Raw genomic sequence first — 13775 nt, forward strand, 5'->3', positions numbered from 1 at the left:
ACGTATGACCGAGATCCAGACGCCCCGCCTCCTGCTCCGCCAGTGGTCCGACGACGACCTGGTGCCCCTCTCCGAGATCCAGGCGGATTCGGAGGTCATGCGCCGGGTCGGCGACGGCGGGCCGCGCGACCTGGAGCGGACGGCCGAGGACATCGAGCGCTGGGAGGAGGACTGGGACGAGGAGGGCTTCGGGCCGTTCGCCGTCGAACTCCTCGCCTCCGGCGAGCTGGCCGGCGTCGTCGGCCTCTCGGTGTCCGAGCTTCAGCCCGGCATCGAGATCAACTGGTGGCTCGGCCGCCAGTTCTGGGGCCAGGGCTACGCCTCCGAGGCCGCCCAGGCCACCCTGGAGTTCGCCCTCCAGGACCGCGGCGTCGACCGCGTCATCGCCCTGATCCGCCCGGGCGACACAGCCTCCGAGAACGTCGCCCGCAAACTGGGCATGACGGAGGAGACCGAGTTCCCCCACCCGGTACACGGCTTCCCCCTCCGCGTCCACGCGATCGACCTGACGGAGTACGAGGGCTGAGCCGAGCGGACAACTCCCTTGTGAGAAGGGTAAGTTGGGCCCACGTCTAGCAAACGGGGGTCAGGCATGTCCACGGCGGGAGCCGCCACCATCGAGATCGTCCGGGCCCGCGAGGCCCACCTCCGGAGCATCGTCGAGCTCGCCGAGGACCGCCGGCTCGACGTCACCGACCCGCAGCGAGCGGGCCGTGACGGATTCCTGGTGTCGAACTACACCCTGTCCGACTACCGGGCCCGGCTCACCACGGCCGAGCACTTCTGGGTGGCCGTCAAGGGCACGGAGGTGCTCGGCTATCTGCTGGCGTACAGCGACACCCAGATCGAGCCCGACGAATGGCTCAACCACCGGATCAAGTCGACGCTCGGCGCGTTCCTCGTGATCAAGCAGATCTGCGTGTCGCGGAAGGCCGCCCGCAGCGGCGTGGCCTCCCGCCTCTACCACCACGTCCTGGAGCAGTGGCAGACCAGCCCGGTGATCGCGGCCGTCGTCAGCGAGCCGTACAACAAGGCGTCCACGCTCTTCCACCGCAAACTCGGCTTCGAGGAACTGACCCGGCTCACGCCGCCGGACGGCAAGCAGCGGATGGTCTGGGTGTGGCGCAAGCCGCGCGAGGCGATGCTCCAGGCCCAGTACGGGGTGGCCATCGACCTCTACAAGCACGAGGACAACACCAACTGGAACAAGCTGAACAACTTCTTCTACATCACCGCGGGCCTCGCGGCGGCGCTCGGCTTCACCCTCGGCAACGGGGGGCGGCCCGCGAACTCCGTGGAGGGGATCTCACGGAGCCTCGCGATCATCATCTGCGTCATCGGGCTCGGTTCCTCGCTAGCCTTCTCGCAGATGCTGCGCTACGGCCGCCGCTACCTGAGTGCCCGTAAGCGCGCCGCGATGGAGCTGGAGGAGTACATGGCGTGGCACGGTGGGCAGCGGATCGTGGGCCGGGAGGCCGAGACCGACGGCAACGCCTGGCTGAAGCAGTCGCCGACCGGTCTCATCATGATGCTGCTGCCGGCCCTCGTCGCCCTGTGCTGGTCAGCGATGACGGTGGTCCTGGTCGTCGGCTGAGACGTGTCGACCGAGGAGTGGGGCGGCACCCGAAAGTGACGCCCCACAACTGCTCGTTCTCGGGGGTTACTTGACGTTGACCGCTGCCCAGGCGCGGTCTACCGCCTTGTACTCCGTCGAGGAGGCGCCGTAGAGGGCGGATGCCGCGCTCAGGGTGGCCGTGCGGGCCTTGGCGTAGTTCGTGGTGGTCGTGAAGTACGTGGTCAGGGACTTGAACCAGATCTTCTCGGCCTTGTCGCGGCCGATGCCGGTGACCGGCTGGCCGTCCGACGTCGGGGAGTTGTAGCTGACGCCGTTGATGACCTTGGCGCCGCTGCCCTCGCTGAGCAGGTAGAAGAAGTGGTTAGCGATGCCCGACGAGTAGTGGACGTCGACGTTGCCCGCGCCGGTCTTCCAGTAGTCCAGGGACCCGCCGTCCTTGCTCGGCTTGTCCATGTAGCGCAGCGGGGTGCCGTTGCCGTTGATGTCGATCTTCTCGCCGATGAGGTAGTCGCCGACGTCCTTGGGGTTGCCCGCGTGGAATTCGACCGCCGTGCCGAAGATGTCGGAGGTCGCCTCGTTCAGGCCGCCGGACTCACCGCTGTAGATGAGGCCCGCGGTCGCGGCCGTGACGCCGTGGGTCATCTCGTGGCCCGCGACGTCGATCGAGGTGAGGGGCTTCTTGTCGCCCTCGCCGTCGCCGTACGTCATGCAGAAGCAGCTGTCGTCCCAGAACGCGTTGACGTACGCGTTGCCGTAGTGGACCCGGGAGTACGCGCCCTTGCCGTCGCCCTTGATGCCGCTGCGGCCCTGGACGTCCTTGTAGTAGTCCCAGGTGACCTGGGCGCCATAGGCGGCGTCGACGCCCGCGGTCGCCGGGTCGGTCGTCGTGCCGTTGCCCCACTTGTCGTCGGCGTCGGTGAACAGCGTGCCCTTGCCGGACGACCCGTGCTTCAGGTCGTACGTGCTGTGGCCGCCGCGCGCCGTGTCCGTGAGGGCGTACGAGGAGCCGGACTTGGTGGATCCGACGGTCACGCTGCCGCTGTACTGGCTCTCGCCCGCGCCGGTGTGGATCGCGTCCCACTGGAAGATCTTCTTGCCGGTGGTGGCGTCCGTGACGACGTGCAGCTTGCGCGGCGTGCCGTCCTTCTGCGTGCCGGTGACGACCTTCTCGTAGGCGAGGCGCGGGGTGCCCGACGCCGCCCAGACCACCTTGCGGGCGCCGGTGGGGGCGGCCGTGAGGGTGGCGGGGGCCGTGGAGACGGCGACGCTCTTCGACGTGGCGCGGGTGACGCCCTCGTGCTTGCCGGACTTCGACTCGTGGACGACCAGGTCGCCGCCGAGGACGGGGAGTCCGTCGTAGGTGCGCTCGTAGCGCGTGTGCGTCGTGCCGTCGCGGTCCTTGACCACGTCACGGACGACGAGCTTCTCCTTGGAGCCGAGGTTCAGCTCCTTCGCCGTCTCGGCCTTCTTCGCGTCGGCGTCGTGCAGCAGGCCGGCGCGGGCGGAGGAGGTCAGGGCGGTGGGCGCGGCGCTCGGGGTGGGGTCGGCCGCGGGCTGTGCGGTGGCGCCGGTGGTCGTTCCGGTGGCGATGAGCGCTCCGGCCGCGACGGCGGTGGCGATGGCCAGAGTCGAACGCTTCGTGGTGAAGCGCGATATGTGGGGGATCACGCAAGCTCCCTGTACATGTGTGGGGGGTAAGTGAGCTGAGTGGTGCGTGGTGCGTGTGAAGCGTGCCAGTTGCGGCTTGTACATGTCAGGAGGGCGGCCGCAGGTTGGCCGGAAATCGTCCGTTGGGCGATGTCCGTTGTACGGATTGCGAACAGAACATGAACGGGCGCGCCGCCCCGGGGAGTTGACTCACCCGGGGCGACGCGCCCAGATTGTGCGGCTGTGCCGGTGGAGCGGTGGTGCGGTCAAGCGGTCATGCAGTCATGCAGTCATGCAGTCATGCGGTTTACGGGAAGGTGAGCTTCCAGCTGTTGATGTAGCCGCTGTCCTGCGCGTACACGTCCTGGACCTTCAGCTTCCAGGTGCCGTTGGCCACCTCGGAGGACGCGTTGACCGTGTACGTCGTGTTGACGTTGGCCGCCGAGTCGCTGCCGCTGGAGTTCTTCAGGCGGTACGTGGACCCGTCCGGGGCCACCAGGTCGATGACCAGGTCACCGCGATAGCTGTGCACGATGTCCACGCCGACCTGGAGATTGGACGGCGCGTTGCCCGTGCGGCCCGTGACGTTGATCGACGAGGTGACCGCGGCGCCCGCGTCCGGGATCGCGACGTCGGCCGTGTTCTCGAACGTCGTGCCCGTGCCGCCGCCGCCACCGGAGCGCGCGCCCACGTTGACGCCCGCCCAGGCGTCCTGCACGGCCTTGTACTCGGCGCTGGTGGTGCCGTACAGCTCACCGGCCGCGGCCAGCGTGCCGGTGCGCGCGCCCGCGTAGTCCGTGGTGGTGGTGAACTTCGTGGTGAGCGCCTTGAACCAGATCAGCGCGGCCTTGTCGCGGCCGATGCCGGTGACCGGAAGACCGTCCGACGTCGGCGAGTTGTAGCTGACGCCGTTGATGACCTTGGCGCCGCTGCCCTCGCTGAGCAGGTAGAAGAAGTGGTTGGCGACACCCGACGAGTAGTGCACGTCGAGGTTGCCGACACCCGAGTACCAGGAGTCGGCGGAGCCGCCGTCCTTGCTCGGCTTGTCCATGTAGCGCAGCGGGGAGCCGTCGCCGTTGATGTCGATCTTCTCGCCTATGAGGTAGTCACCCACGTCGGAGGCGTTGTTGGCGTAGAACTCGACCGACGTGCCGAAGATGTCGGACGTGGCCTCGTTCAGACCGCCGGACTCACCGCTGTAGTTGAGGCCGGCCGTCGCGGCGGTGACGCCGTGGGTCATCTCGTGGCCCGCGACGTCGATCGACGTGAGGGGCTTGAGGTTGCCCGAGCCGTCGCCGTACGTCATGCAGAAGCAGCTGTCGTCCCAGAACGCGTTGACGTACGCGTTGCCGTAGTGCACCCGCGAGTACGCGGCGACACCGTCACCGCGGATACCGGAGCGGCCCATGACGTTCTTGTAGAAGTCCCAGGTCAGCGCCGCGCCGTAGTGCGCGTCGGCGGCCGCGGTCTCGGTGTTCGAGGCGCTGCCGTTGCCCCACACGTCGTCGGTGCCCGAGTAGAGGGTGCCGGTGCCCGACGAGCCGTGGTTCAGGTTGTACGTCTTGTGGCCGCCGCGCGCCGCGTCGTTGAGGGAGTACGTCGATCCGGACAGGGACGTGCCGAGCGTCACGGTGCCGCTGTACTGCGTGTTGCCCGTGCCGTTCTCGATGCCCTGCCACTCGTACAGCTTCTTGCCGGTGGCCGCGTCGGTGACCACGTGCAGCTGGTTCGGGGTGCCGTCGTCCTGCAGACCGCCGACGACCGTCTCGTACGCGAGGGTCGGCTTGCCCTTGGCCATCCACACGACCTTGCGCGGGGCGCGGTCCGCCGTGGTCTTCTTCGAACCGTCGGCCGTCGCGGCCTTGACCGCCTGCCGCTCGGCCGCGGCCGGCTTGACCGCCGCGGTGGTGGCGACGCCCTTGAGGGCCGCCTTGGAGGCGCGCGTCACGCCTTCCGTCTTCCCGGACTTGGCGGTGTCGACGACCAGGTCGCCGCCCAGGACGGGGAGTCCGCCGTAGGTGCGCTCGTAGCGGGTGTGCGTCGTGCCGTCGCGGTCCTGGATGACGTCACGGACGACGAGCTTCTCCTTGGCGCCGAGGCCGAGGTCCTTGGCGGTGACCGCCTTGGTGGAGTTGGCCTCGCGCAGCAGCTCGGCGCGCTTGGAGGGGGAGAGTTTCGCGGGGAGGGCGCCGGGGTTGGCGCCCTTCGCCGCGGCCTTGGCGACGGCCGTGGACGGCTGGACGTCGGCGGAGGCGACACCGCCGGTCTGGACGGCGGCGGCGAGCAGGGCGGTGACGGCCGCGAGGGCACCGTAGGCGGTGGCTCGCTTACGGGAGGTGGATCTGTGGGAGGTGGAGGACAACGCTGACTCCTTCTGCGGGCCGCGGATCGCGCGGCCTGGGGAAGACCGGACGGCGAATGACCGTCCGGGCAGAACAAGGCAGAACAAGGCAGAACTGGGCGAAGCTGGGCGGAACTGGGTGGAACCGGGTGGAGCGAAGGCGGAACTGCGCACAACCGGTGGTGCTTCAGCCTGTGAACCGGCCCCGCCCGATCAGCTGTGGGGCAGCTGAGCGAGCCGAGGGAAGAGTGGCAGCAGAGAGCGTTGTCTGTCAGGAGCGCGTCAACATGTTGGCCGGAAACAGTCCGTTGCCCGGAGGTTCACGTTCGATATACGGAGCCGTCGCCCGGGCGTCGCGGGTGCGTGCCCGAGCGCGTTCAGCCGACGACGCTGTCCCGCCAGGCGCGATGCAGATCGGCGAACGCTCCTGTACCGCGGATCAGTTCGTCCGGGGTCCCGTCCTCCGCGATCCGCCCGTGTTCCATGACCAGAACGCGGTCGGCGATCTCCACGGTCGACAGGCGGTGGGCGATGACGACCGCCGTCCGGCCGCGCAGCACCGTGTGCATCGCGCGCTGCACCGCCCGTTCGCCGGGGATGTCCAGGGAGCTGGTGGCCTCGTCGAGGATGAGGACCGCCGGGTCGGCGAGCAGGGCGCGGGCGAACGCCACCAACTGCCGCTGCCCGGCTGAAATTCGACCCCCGCGCTTGCGCACATCCGTGTCGTACCCGTCCGGCAGCGCCGTGATGAAGTCGTGCGCGCCGATCGCCTTCGCCGCGCGCTCGATGTCCTCACGGCTCGCCTCGGGCCGCCCGATCGCGATGTTCTCGGCGACCGTGCCGGAGAACAGGAACGCCTCCTGGGTCACCATCACCACGCCCCGCCGCAGCTCGGCGGTGCCGAGGTCGCGCAGGTCGACGCCGTCGAGCAGGACCCGGCCGGCCGACGGGTCGTAGAAGCGGGCCAGGAGTTTGGCCAGCGTCGACTTGCCCGCGCCCGTGGAGCCGACGACCGCGACGGTCTGGCCTGCGGGCAGGGTGAGATCGAAGCGGGGCAGCACCTCGCCGCCGGTGCGGTAGCCGAAGGACACCCCGTCGAAGACGACCTCGCGGCCGGGCCGGTCCGCCGCCGCCTCGGGCAGCCCGCGCGGCGACGACGGCTCCGGCACGGTCGGCGTCTGGTGCAGCAGGCCGGCGATCTTCCGCAGCGAAGCGGCCGCGGACTCGTAGGAGTTGAGGAACATCGCGAGCCGGTCGATGGGGTCGTACAGGCGGCGGACGAACAGCACCGCGGCCGCGAGCACGCCCAGTTCGAGCGTGCCGTCGGCGACGCGGTAGGCGCCCCACAGGACGATTCCGGCCACCGCGGTGTTCGCGAGGAGCCGGGAGCCGACCACGTAGCGCGCCATCTCCAGCATCGCGTCGCCGTTGACCCGCTCGTGACGGTGGTTGAGCCCGGCGAAGTCCGTGTCGTTGGCGCGCTCACGGCGGAAGGCGCGCACCGGCCTGATCCCGTTCATCGTCTCGGCGAACTTCACGATGACGCGGGCGATCGCGGAGGACCGCACCGCGTACACGCGGGCCGCGCGCCGCCGGTACAGCTGGATCAGGACGGCGAGCGGCAGGAACGACAGGGCGGCCACGGCGCCGATCCCCACGTCGAGCCAGAGCAGCATCGCCGTGATGTAGGCGGCGGCCAGGACGATGTTGATGAGCTCCTGGAGCCCTTCGGCGAGCAGTTCGCGCAGGGACTCGACGTCCGTCGTCGCGCGCGAGATGAGCCGGCCGGACGTGTAGCGGTCGTGGAAGTCGACGCTGAGGGCCTGCGCGTGGCGGAAGATCCGGCCGCGCAGGTCGAGCAGCACGTTCTGGTTGACCCGCGCCGACACCCGGACGAACGCGTACTGGAAGAGGCTGGAGCAGGACGCCGCCAGGAGGTAGCCGGCCGCCACCGCGATCAGCGGGCCGTGGTCGCTCGCGCGGAAGGCCGGCACCGCCCGGTCGATGGCGTACGCGACGAGCAGCGGCCCCGCCTGCACGGCGGCCTGCTGGAGCAGCAGACACAGCACGGCGAGCCACACCGTGCGGCGGCCCGGCGCGAGCAGGGAGCGCAGCAGCGCGCCGGTCGCGCCCTTCGGGGTGGGCAGGTCGTCCTGGTCGAAAGGGTCGGTGGGGGAGTCGGGGGAGTCGGCGGAGTCGGGGGAGGGGAGCCGCAGCTCCTTGCCGTCGTCGCCGCCTTCGGCCGCCGGATCCCGCGGTGTACGGTCCGGCCGGGTCGTCGTGGTCATCGCGTGCCCTTCCCCTCGCGCCCCTCGGGCCCGTCCTCTTCGGTGTCGGCTCCGGAGGTGCCGGATCCGGAGGTGTCGGATCTGGAGGTGCCGGCTCCGGACATGAGATGCCGGTACTCGGCGTTGTCGCGCAGCAGTTCCTGGTGGGTGCCCACGGCCGTGATCCGCCCGCCCGACAGCAGGGCCACGCGGTCGGCGAGCAGCACCGTGGACGGCCGGTGCGCGACGACGAGCGCGGTGCTCTCGGCCAGCACCTCCCGCAGGGCCGCCTCCACCAGGGCCTCCGTGTGCACGTCGAGCGCGGACAGCGGGTCGTCCAGGACGAGGAAGCGCGGGCGCCCCACGACCGCGCGGGCGAGCGCGAGCCGCTGCCGCTGCCCGCCGGACAGGCTGAGCCCCTGCTCGCCGACCTGCGTGCCCGCCCCCTCCGGGAGCGCCTTCACGAAGGCGGCCTGCGCGACGCCGAGCGCGCGGTCGAGCTGTGAGTCGTCCGCGCCGGCCGCGCCCATCAGCACGTTCTCCGCGACGGACGCCGAGAACAGGGTGGGCTCCTCGAACGCGACGGAGACGAGCGTGCGCAGTTCCTCGCGCTCCATCGCGGCGATGTCGCGCCCGTCGAGCGTGATCCGCCCGCCGCTGAGCTCGTGCAGCCGGGGCACGAGCGCGGTCAGGGTCGTCTTGCCGCTGCCGGTCGCCCCGACGAGCGCCAGGGTCTCGCCGGATCTGATGTGCAGGTCGATGTGGTCCAGGACGGGTTCGGACGCCTCGGGCGCGTCCGGGTAGTGGAAGCGGACGCCCTCGAACCGCAGCCCGCCGACGCCGTCCTCCCGCCCCGCGCCGTCCTCCCGCCCGGGGGCGTCGGCCTGCCCGGGGGCACCAGCCGCCGTCTCCGAGCTCTCCTCCGGTGCGTCCATGACCTCGAAGCTCTCCTCCGGTGCGTCCATGACCTCGAAGAACCGTCGTGTCGCCGTCGCCGCCTCCTGGCTCATGGCGAGCAGGAACCCGATCGAGTCGATCGGCCAGCGCAGGGCGAGCGCCGTCGACAGGAAGGCGACCAGCGTCCCCGCGGACAGCTTCCCGTCGGCGACCTGCACCGACCCGAGCACGAGCGCGGCCCCCAGCGCCAGCTCCGGCAGCAGCGTGATGACCCCGAGGATCCCGGCGAGCAGACGGGCCTTCGTGAGCTCGGTGCCGCGCAGCGTGCGCGACAGGTCGCGGAAGGCCCGCGCCTGGCTGCGGTGCCGGCCGAACCCCTTGATGATCCGGATGCCGAGGACGGACTCCTCGACCACGGTCGTCAGGTCCCCGACCTGGTCCTGGGCGCGCCGCGACACGGCCGCGTACGCCGACTCGAACCGGTAGCAGAGCACCATCAGCGGCAGCGCGGGCGCCAGCAGGACGAGGCCGAGGCCCCAGTCCTGCGCGAGGAGCAGCACGAAGCCGGCGGCGATCGTCACGCCGTTGACGATCAGGAACGTCAGCGGGAAGGCCAGGAACATCCGGACGACCATGAGGTCGGTCGTCCCGCGCGACAGGAGCTGGCCCGATGCCCACCGGTCGTGGAACGCGACGGGCAGCCGCTGCAGATGCCGGTACAGATCCGCCCGCATGGCCGCCTCGACGCTCACGAGGGGGCGCGCCACCAGCCACCGTCTCAGCCCGAACAGCAGCGCCTCGGTGACCCCGAGCGCGAGCAGCATGCCTGCGCCCAGCCACACCCCGCCCGGGTCGTGGTCCGTGACCGGCCCGTCCACGATCCACTTGAGGACGATCGGGAACACGAGCGACAGACAGGAGGCGACCACGGCGACGACCGCCGCCGAGGCCCAGCGCGCCCGCACGGGCCGCACGTACGGCCACAGGCGCAGCAGGGTGCGCACGGCGGACTGCTCCGCCGCCGGGGGGAGTTGGTCGGGTTCCGTGGCCGGTGCATGTGTAGTGGGCATCAGAGGTGAGACTACGGATCGGTACTGACAACGCCACCGGGTTTCCGGCGCGAACGCCCTCGCGCCGTGGTCCGCCCCGTCAAAGTCGTAGCGCCGTATCAACCGATCGGCTGATGCCCGTTCGAGCGCGATGGGCGATGCCGGGCGAGGGCCCGTGCGGGGATTCTCGGAGCATGACGACGACACAGAGCGCAGCGCGGGGCACGCGGCCCCTGATCGAGGTCTCCGGGCTCCGCAAGGTCTATGCCGGGCGGGCCGTCGTCGACGGCCTCTCGTTCACCGTCGCGGAGGGCGAGATCTTCGGCATCCTCGGCCCGAACGGCGCCGGCAAGACGACCGCCGTGGAGTGCGTCGAGGGACTGCGCGTCCCCGACGCCGGACGCGTGCGGGTCGCCGGACTCGACCCCGTGGCCGACCACGACCAGGTCACCTGCATCCTCGGCGCCCAGCTCCAGGAGAGCGAACTCCAGCCGAAACTCACCGTCCGCGAGGCGCTCGAACTGTACGCGGCCTTCTACCCGGACCCCGCCGACTGGCGCCCCCTGGCCGAACGCCTGCGCCTCACGGACAAGCTCGGCACCCGGTTCGCGAAGCTCAGCGGTGGCCAGAAGCAGCGCCTGTTCATCGCGCTCGCCCTGATCGGCAACCCGCGCGTCGTCGTCCTCGACGAGCTGACCACCGGCCTGGACCCGCGCGCCCGCCGCGACACGTGGCAGCTCATCGAGGACGTCCGCGACAGCGGCGTCACCGTCCTGCTCGTCACGCACTTCATGGAGGAGGCACAGCGCCTCTGCGACCGGATCGCCGTGATCGACCAGGGCAGGATCGCCGCCCTCGACACCCCGGCGGGACTCATCAGCCGGGCCGCGGCGTCCACCGTCATGTCGTTCACGCCGTCCGTGCCGCTCGACGAGGAGGCGCTGCGCGACCTGCCCGCGCTCGCGTCCGTCGAGCACAAGGACGGCCGCGTCACCCTGGGCGGCACCGACGAGACGGTCAACGCCGTGCTCACGCTGCTCGCCCGCCACCACATCACCGCCCACCAACTCCGCGTGTCCGACGCCACGTTGGACGACGCGTTCCTCGACCTCACGGGAGTCGGCCAGTCATGAGCACCGCGACCCTCACGCGTACCTCGCCGAACCGCGCCGTCCTGCGGACCGAGCTCCGGCTCTTCGGGCGCGAGCCCGCCGGCCTCTTCTGGATCGTCGTGTTCCCGACGGTCCTGCTCGTCATCCTCGGCTCCATCCCCTCCTTCCGCGAGGCCGACAAGTCTCTCGGCGGGATCCGCCTCGTCGACGCGTACGTCCCCGTAACCGTGCTGCTCGCGATGATCATGTCCGGTCTGCAGTCCATGCCGCCCGTCATCACCGGCTACCGCGAACGCGGCATCCTGCGCCGCATGTCGACGACTCCGGTGCGCCCCGCGGCGCTCCTCGGCGCGCAGATGGGCATCCACGGCGCCGCCGCCCTGTGCTCGGCGGTCCTCTCGCTCGCGGTCGGCCGGATCGCCTTCGGCGTACCGCTGCCGAGGCACGCGGCGGGCTACCTGCTGGCCCTCGTGCTCGCGGTCCTCGTCGCCCTGGCGCTCGGCGCCCTCGTGTCGGCCCTGTCGCGTACGACGAAGATCTCCAACGCGATCGGCTCCGTCGTCTTCTTCCCGATGATGTTCTGCGCGGGCGTCTGGCTGCCCGTCCAGGCGATGCCCGGCGCGCTCGCGCACATCGTCGCGTACTCGCCCTTCGGCGCCGCCGCCGAGGCCCTGGGCCAGGCCGCCGCCGGTGACTGGCCGAGCTGGTCCCACCTGGGCGTCCTCGCCGTGTGGACCCTGCTCCTGTCCGGCGCCGCGTCGCGCTGGTTCCGCTGGGAGTGACCCGGTGACCACCGCCGCGGCCGTGCAGACTGTGCGCATGACGACGCAGACGGACCAGGGCGGCGCCGCGGCGGACGCCGCCCTGACGGTCGAGGAGCGCTGGGCGAACTTCCACCGCTACGGCCCCTTCGGCCTCCTCGGCATCGGCCTCACGATGTCGATCGCCACGTCCCAGGTCGTCGGCATGGACCGGTCCGACTGGTACGTCGTCGGGTCGCTGTCCCTCGCCGCGTTCGTCCTCCAGGTGTGGTGGGTCCGGGCGATGCGCACCAGGCCGGGCCCCTGCGCCGCCAGCATCTTCAACTACTGGGTCCGCTGGGCGATCAGCTTCGTCGTCGCCTGGATCAACCCGTTCTTCGCGTTCTACGGGGCCTGCGGCTACTTCGACGTCGAACGGCTGCTGCCACGCCGCATGGTCAGGCCGGGCGTGGTCGCGGCGGTCGTCGTCGTGGCCGGGTCCCAGTCGGGTGGCCTGCCGCCGCACGGCCCCGTCGGCTGGGCCGTGTTCGGCGGCCTCCTGGCCGTCAACACGACACTCGCCGCGATCATGGGCCACCTCAACGCCAAGGAGAACGAACGCGCCCGCGTCCAGGCCGAGACGATCGCCGAACTGGAGCGCACGAACACCGCGCTCCAGGAGGCCATGGACGAGAACGCCGCCCTTCACGCCCAACTCCTCGTCCAGGCACGCGAGGCGGGCGTCGCCGACGAGCGCCGGCGGCTCGCCGCGGAGATCCACGACACCATCGCGCAGGGCCTGACCGGGATCATCGCCCAGCTCCAGGTCGTCGCGGGCACCGCCGACCCGCAGCAGGCCCGCGTCCATCTGGACCGCGCCGCCGACCTCGCCCGGCACAGCCTCGGCGAGGCCCGCCGCTCCGTGCACAACCTCTCCCCGGCGGCCCTGGAGAACGCGTCCCTGCCCGAGGCACTGAAGAAGACCGTCGACGACTGGTCCCGGCGCACCGGCGTACGGGCCGAGTTCACCGTCACCGGCACCACCGAGCCGCTGCACGACGAGATCGAGGCGACCCTCCTGCGGATCGCCGAGGAGGCCCTGTCGAACGCGGCCCGGCACGCGCACGCCGGCCGGCTCGGCGTCACGCTCTCCTACATGGCCGGCGAGGTCACGCTCGACGTGCGCGACGACGGCCGCGGCTTCGACCCCCTGGAACTGCCCGCCCGCACCGGCACCGGCGGCTTCGGCCTCGACGGGATGCGGGCACGCGCCGAACGGATCGCCGGAGCGCTGACGGTGGAGTCCGAGCCCGGCACAGGCACCGCCGTGTCGGCTCGCGTACCGTTGGTGCGCCATGACCAGTGACCCCGCCCGCGCCGGCGAACCGGCCGTCATCTCCCTGCTGATCGTCGACGACCACCCCGTCGTAAGGGACGGACTGCGCGGCATGTTCGAGTCGGCCGACGGCTTCGCGGTCCTCGGTGAGGCGTCGAACGGGGTCGAGGCCGTCGACCTCGCCGCCCGCCTCGACCCCGACGTCGTCCTCATGGACCTGCGCATGCCCGGCGGGAACGGCGTGGATGCCATCAAGGAGCTCACCCGCCGCGGCGCCCGCTCCCGCGTCCTCGTCCTCACCACGTACGACACGGACTCGGACACGCTCCCGGCGATCGAGGCGGGCGCCACCGGCTATCTCCTCAAGGACGCCCCGCGCGAGGAGCTGTTCACGGCCGTCCGGGCCGCCGCCGACGGCCGCACCGTGCTGTCCCCGGCGGTCGCCTCCCGGCTCGTGACCGCCGTCCGGAGCCCGTCCGCCCCGGCCGGCGAACCCCTCTCGGCGCGGGAGCGCGAGGTCCTCGCCCTGGTCGCCAAGGGCACGTCGAACAAGGAGATCGCCCGCGTCCTGTTCATCAGCGAGGCGACCGTGAAGACCCATCTCACGCACGTCTACGGCAAGTTGGGCGTGAAGGACCGCGCGGCCGCCGTCGCGGTGGCGTACGACAGGAAGATCCTCGGCTAGGGCGTGCCGGCGGATCAGGGGTCGGACAGGTCGCGGCGTCCGGTGCGGTGCATCGCAAGGCGCCGGAGCGTCCTGACAGCGGAGCCATCCGGTCGTTTCGGCAACGCGGCGAGGTGCCGTGCGGA

At 71.1% G+C, this 13775-nt stretch carries 10 protein-coding genes; 6 read left to right on the forward strand and 4 right to left on the reverse strand.

The features are described 5' to 3' along the window. The first annotated feature begins 4 nt into the window (after nucleotides 1-4). A complete protein-coding gene (locus EOT10_RS27655; RefSeq protein ID WP_127831058.1) occupies nucleotides 5-526 on the forward strand; it encodes a GNAT family N-acetyltransferase in 522 nt (173 codons plus the stop codon). Between the two features lie 66 nt (nucleotides 527-592). Continuing rightward, a complete protein-coding gene (locus EOT10_RS27660) occupies nucleotides 593-1594 on the forward strand; it encodes a GNAT family N-acetyltransferase (protein ID WP_127831059.1) in 1002 nt (333 codons plus the stop codon). A gap of 66 nt (nucleotides 1595-1660) precedes the next feature. On the opposite strand, the gene EOT10_RS27665 is transcribed toward EOT10_RS27660, so the two are convergent. The 4 genes from EOT10_RS27665 to EOT10_RS27680 all read right to left on the reverse strand — a co-directional run bounded on the left by EOT10_RS27665 (nucleotide 1661) and on the right by EOT10_RS27680 (nucleotide 9798). Then, nucleotides 1661-3244 (reverse strand): M4 family metallopeptidase, encoded by a 1584-nt coding sequence (locus EOT10_RS27665; protein WP_127831060.1) that lies wholly within the window; start codon nucleotides 3242-3244, stop codon nucleotides 1661-1663. Nucleotides 3245-3530: 286 nt separating this feature from the next. Beyond that, a complete protein-coding gene (locus EOT10_RS27670) occupies nucleotides 3531-5585 on the reverse strand; it encodes a M4 family metallopeptidase (RefSeq protein ID WP_127831061.1) in 2055 nt (684 codons plus the stop codon). A gap of 356 nt (nucleotides 5586-5941) precedes the next feature. Then, nucleotides 5942-7852 carry an ABC transporter ATP-binding protein gene (locus EOT10_RS27675; protein WP_127831062.1) on the reverse strand — a complete coding sequence of 637 codons (1911 nt, stop codon included), beginning with the start codon at nucleotides 7850-7852 and terminating at the stop codon, nucleotides 5942-5944. Then, a complete protein-coding gene (locus EOT10_RS27680) occupies nucleotides 7849-9798 on the reverse strand; it encodes an ABC transporter ATP-binding protein (RefSeq protein WP_127831063.1) in 1950 nt (649 codons plus the stop codon). The genes EOT10_RS27675 and EOT10_RS27680 overlap by 4 nt, the downstream gene beginning before the upstream one ends. Nucleotides 9799-9971: 173 nt before the next feature. Between EOT10_RS27680 and EOT10_RS27685 the strand changes: the two genes are divergently transcribed. The 4 genes from EOT10_RS27685 to EOT10_RS27700 are packed head-to-tail and all read left to right on the forward strand — an operon-like array spanning nucleotide 9972 to nucleotide 13650. Beyond that, nucleotides 9972-10910, forward strand: coding sequence for an ABC transporter ATP-binding protein (locus EOT10_RS27685; protein WP_127831064.1), 939 nt, complete (start codon nucleotides 9972-9974; stop codon nucleotides 10908-10910). Then, nucleotides 10907-11671 carry an ABC transporter permease gene (locus EOT10_RS27690; RefSeq protein ID WP_127831065.1) on the forward strand — a complete coding sequence of 255 codons (765 nt, stop codon included), beginning with the start codon at nucleotides 10907-10909 and terminating at the stop codon, nucleotides 11669-11671. Before EOT10_RS27685 ends, EOT10_RS27690 begins: the two co-directional genes overlap by 4 nt. 37 nt (nucleotides 11672-11708) lie before the next feature. After that, a complete protein-coding gene (locus EOT10_RS27695) occupies nucleotides 11709-12995 on the forward strand; it encodes a sensor histidine kinase (RefSeq protein ID WP_127831066.1) in 1287 nt (428 codons plus the stop codon). Next, nucleotides 12985-13650, forward strand: coding sequence for a response regulator (locus tag EOT10_RS27700; protein WP_127831067.1), 666 nt, complete (start codon nucleotides 12985-12987; stop codon nucleotides 13648-13650). Before EOT10_RS27695 ends, EOT10_RS27700 begins: the two co-directional genes overlap by 11 nt. The last annotated feature ends 125 nt before the right edge of the window (nucleotides 13651-13775 follow it).

The organism is Streptomyces antnestii (assembly GCF_004005495.1).
In the GTDB taxonomy this organism is placed as follows: domain Bacteria; phylum Actinomycetota; class Actinomycetes; order Streptomycetales; family Streptomycetaceae; genus Streptomyces; species Streptomyces antnestii.

Bases quoted from the DNA above. Each gene is read 5' to 3' on its own strand.
- EOT10_RS27655 (WP_127831058.1), top strand. From the start codon at position 5: ATGACCGAGATCCAGACGCCCCGCCTCCTGCTCCGCCAGTGGTCCGAC.
- EOT10_RS27660 (WP_127831059.1), top strand. From the start codon at position 593: ATGTCCACGGCGGGAGCCGCCACCATCGAGATCGTCCGGGCCCGCGAG.
- EOT10_RS27675 (WP_127831062.1), bottom strand. From the start codon at position 7,852: ATGACCACGACGACCCGGCCGGACCGTACACCGCGGGATCCGGCGGCC.
- EOT10_RS27680 (WP_127831063.1), bottom strand. From the start codon at position 9,798: ATGCCCACTACACATGCACCGGCCACGGAACCCGACCAACTCCCCCCG.
- EOT10_RS27685 (WP_127831064.1), top strand. From the start codon at position 9,972: ATGACGACGACACAGAGCGCAGCGCGGGGCACGCGGCCCCTGATCGAG.
- EOT10_RS27690 (WP_127831065.1), top strand. From the start codon at position 10,907: ATGAGCACCGCGACCCTCACGCGTACCTCGCCGAACCGCGCCGTCCTG.
- EOT10_RS27695 (WP_127831066.1), top strand. From the start codon at position 11,709: ATGACGACGCAGACGGACCAGGGCGGCGCCGCGGCGGACGCCGCCCTG.
- EOT10_RS27700 (WP_127831067.1), top strand. From the start codon at position 12,985: ATGACCAGTGACCCCGCCCGCGCCGGCGAACCGGCCGTCATCTCCCTG.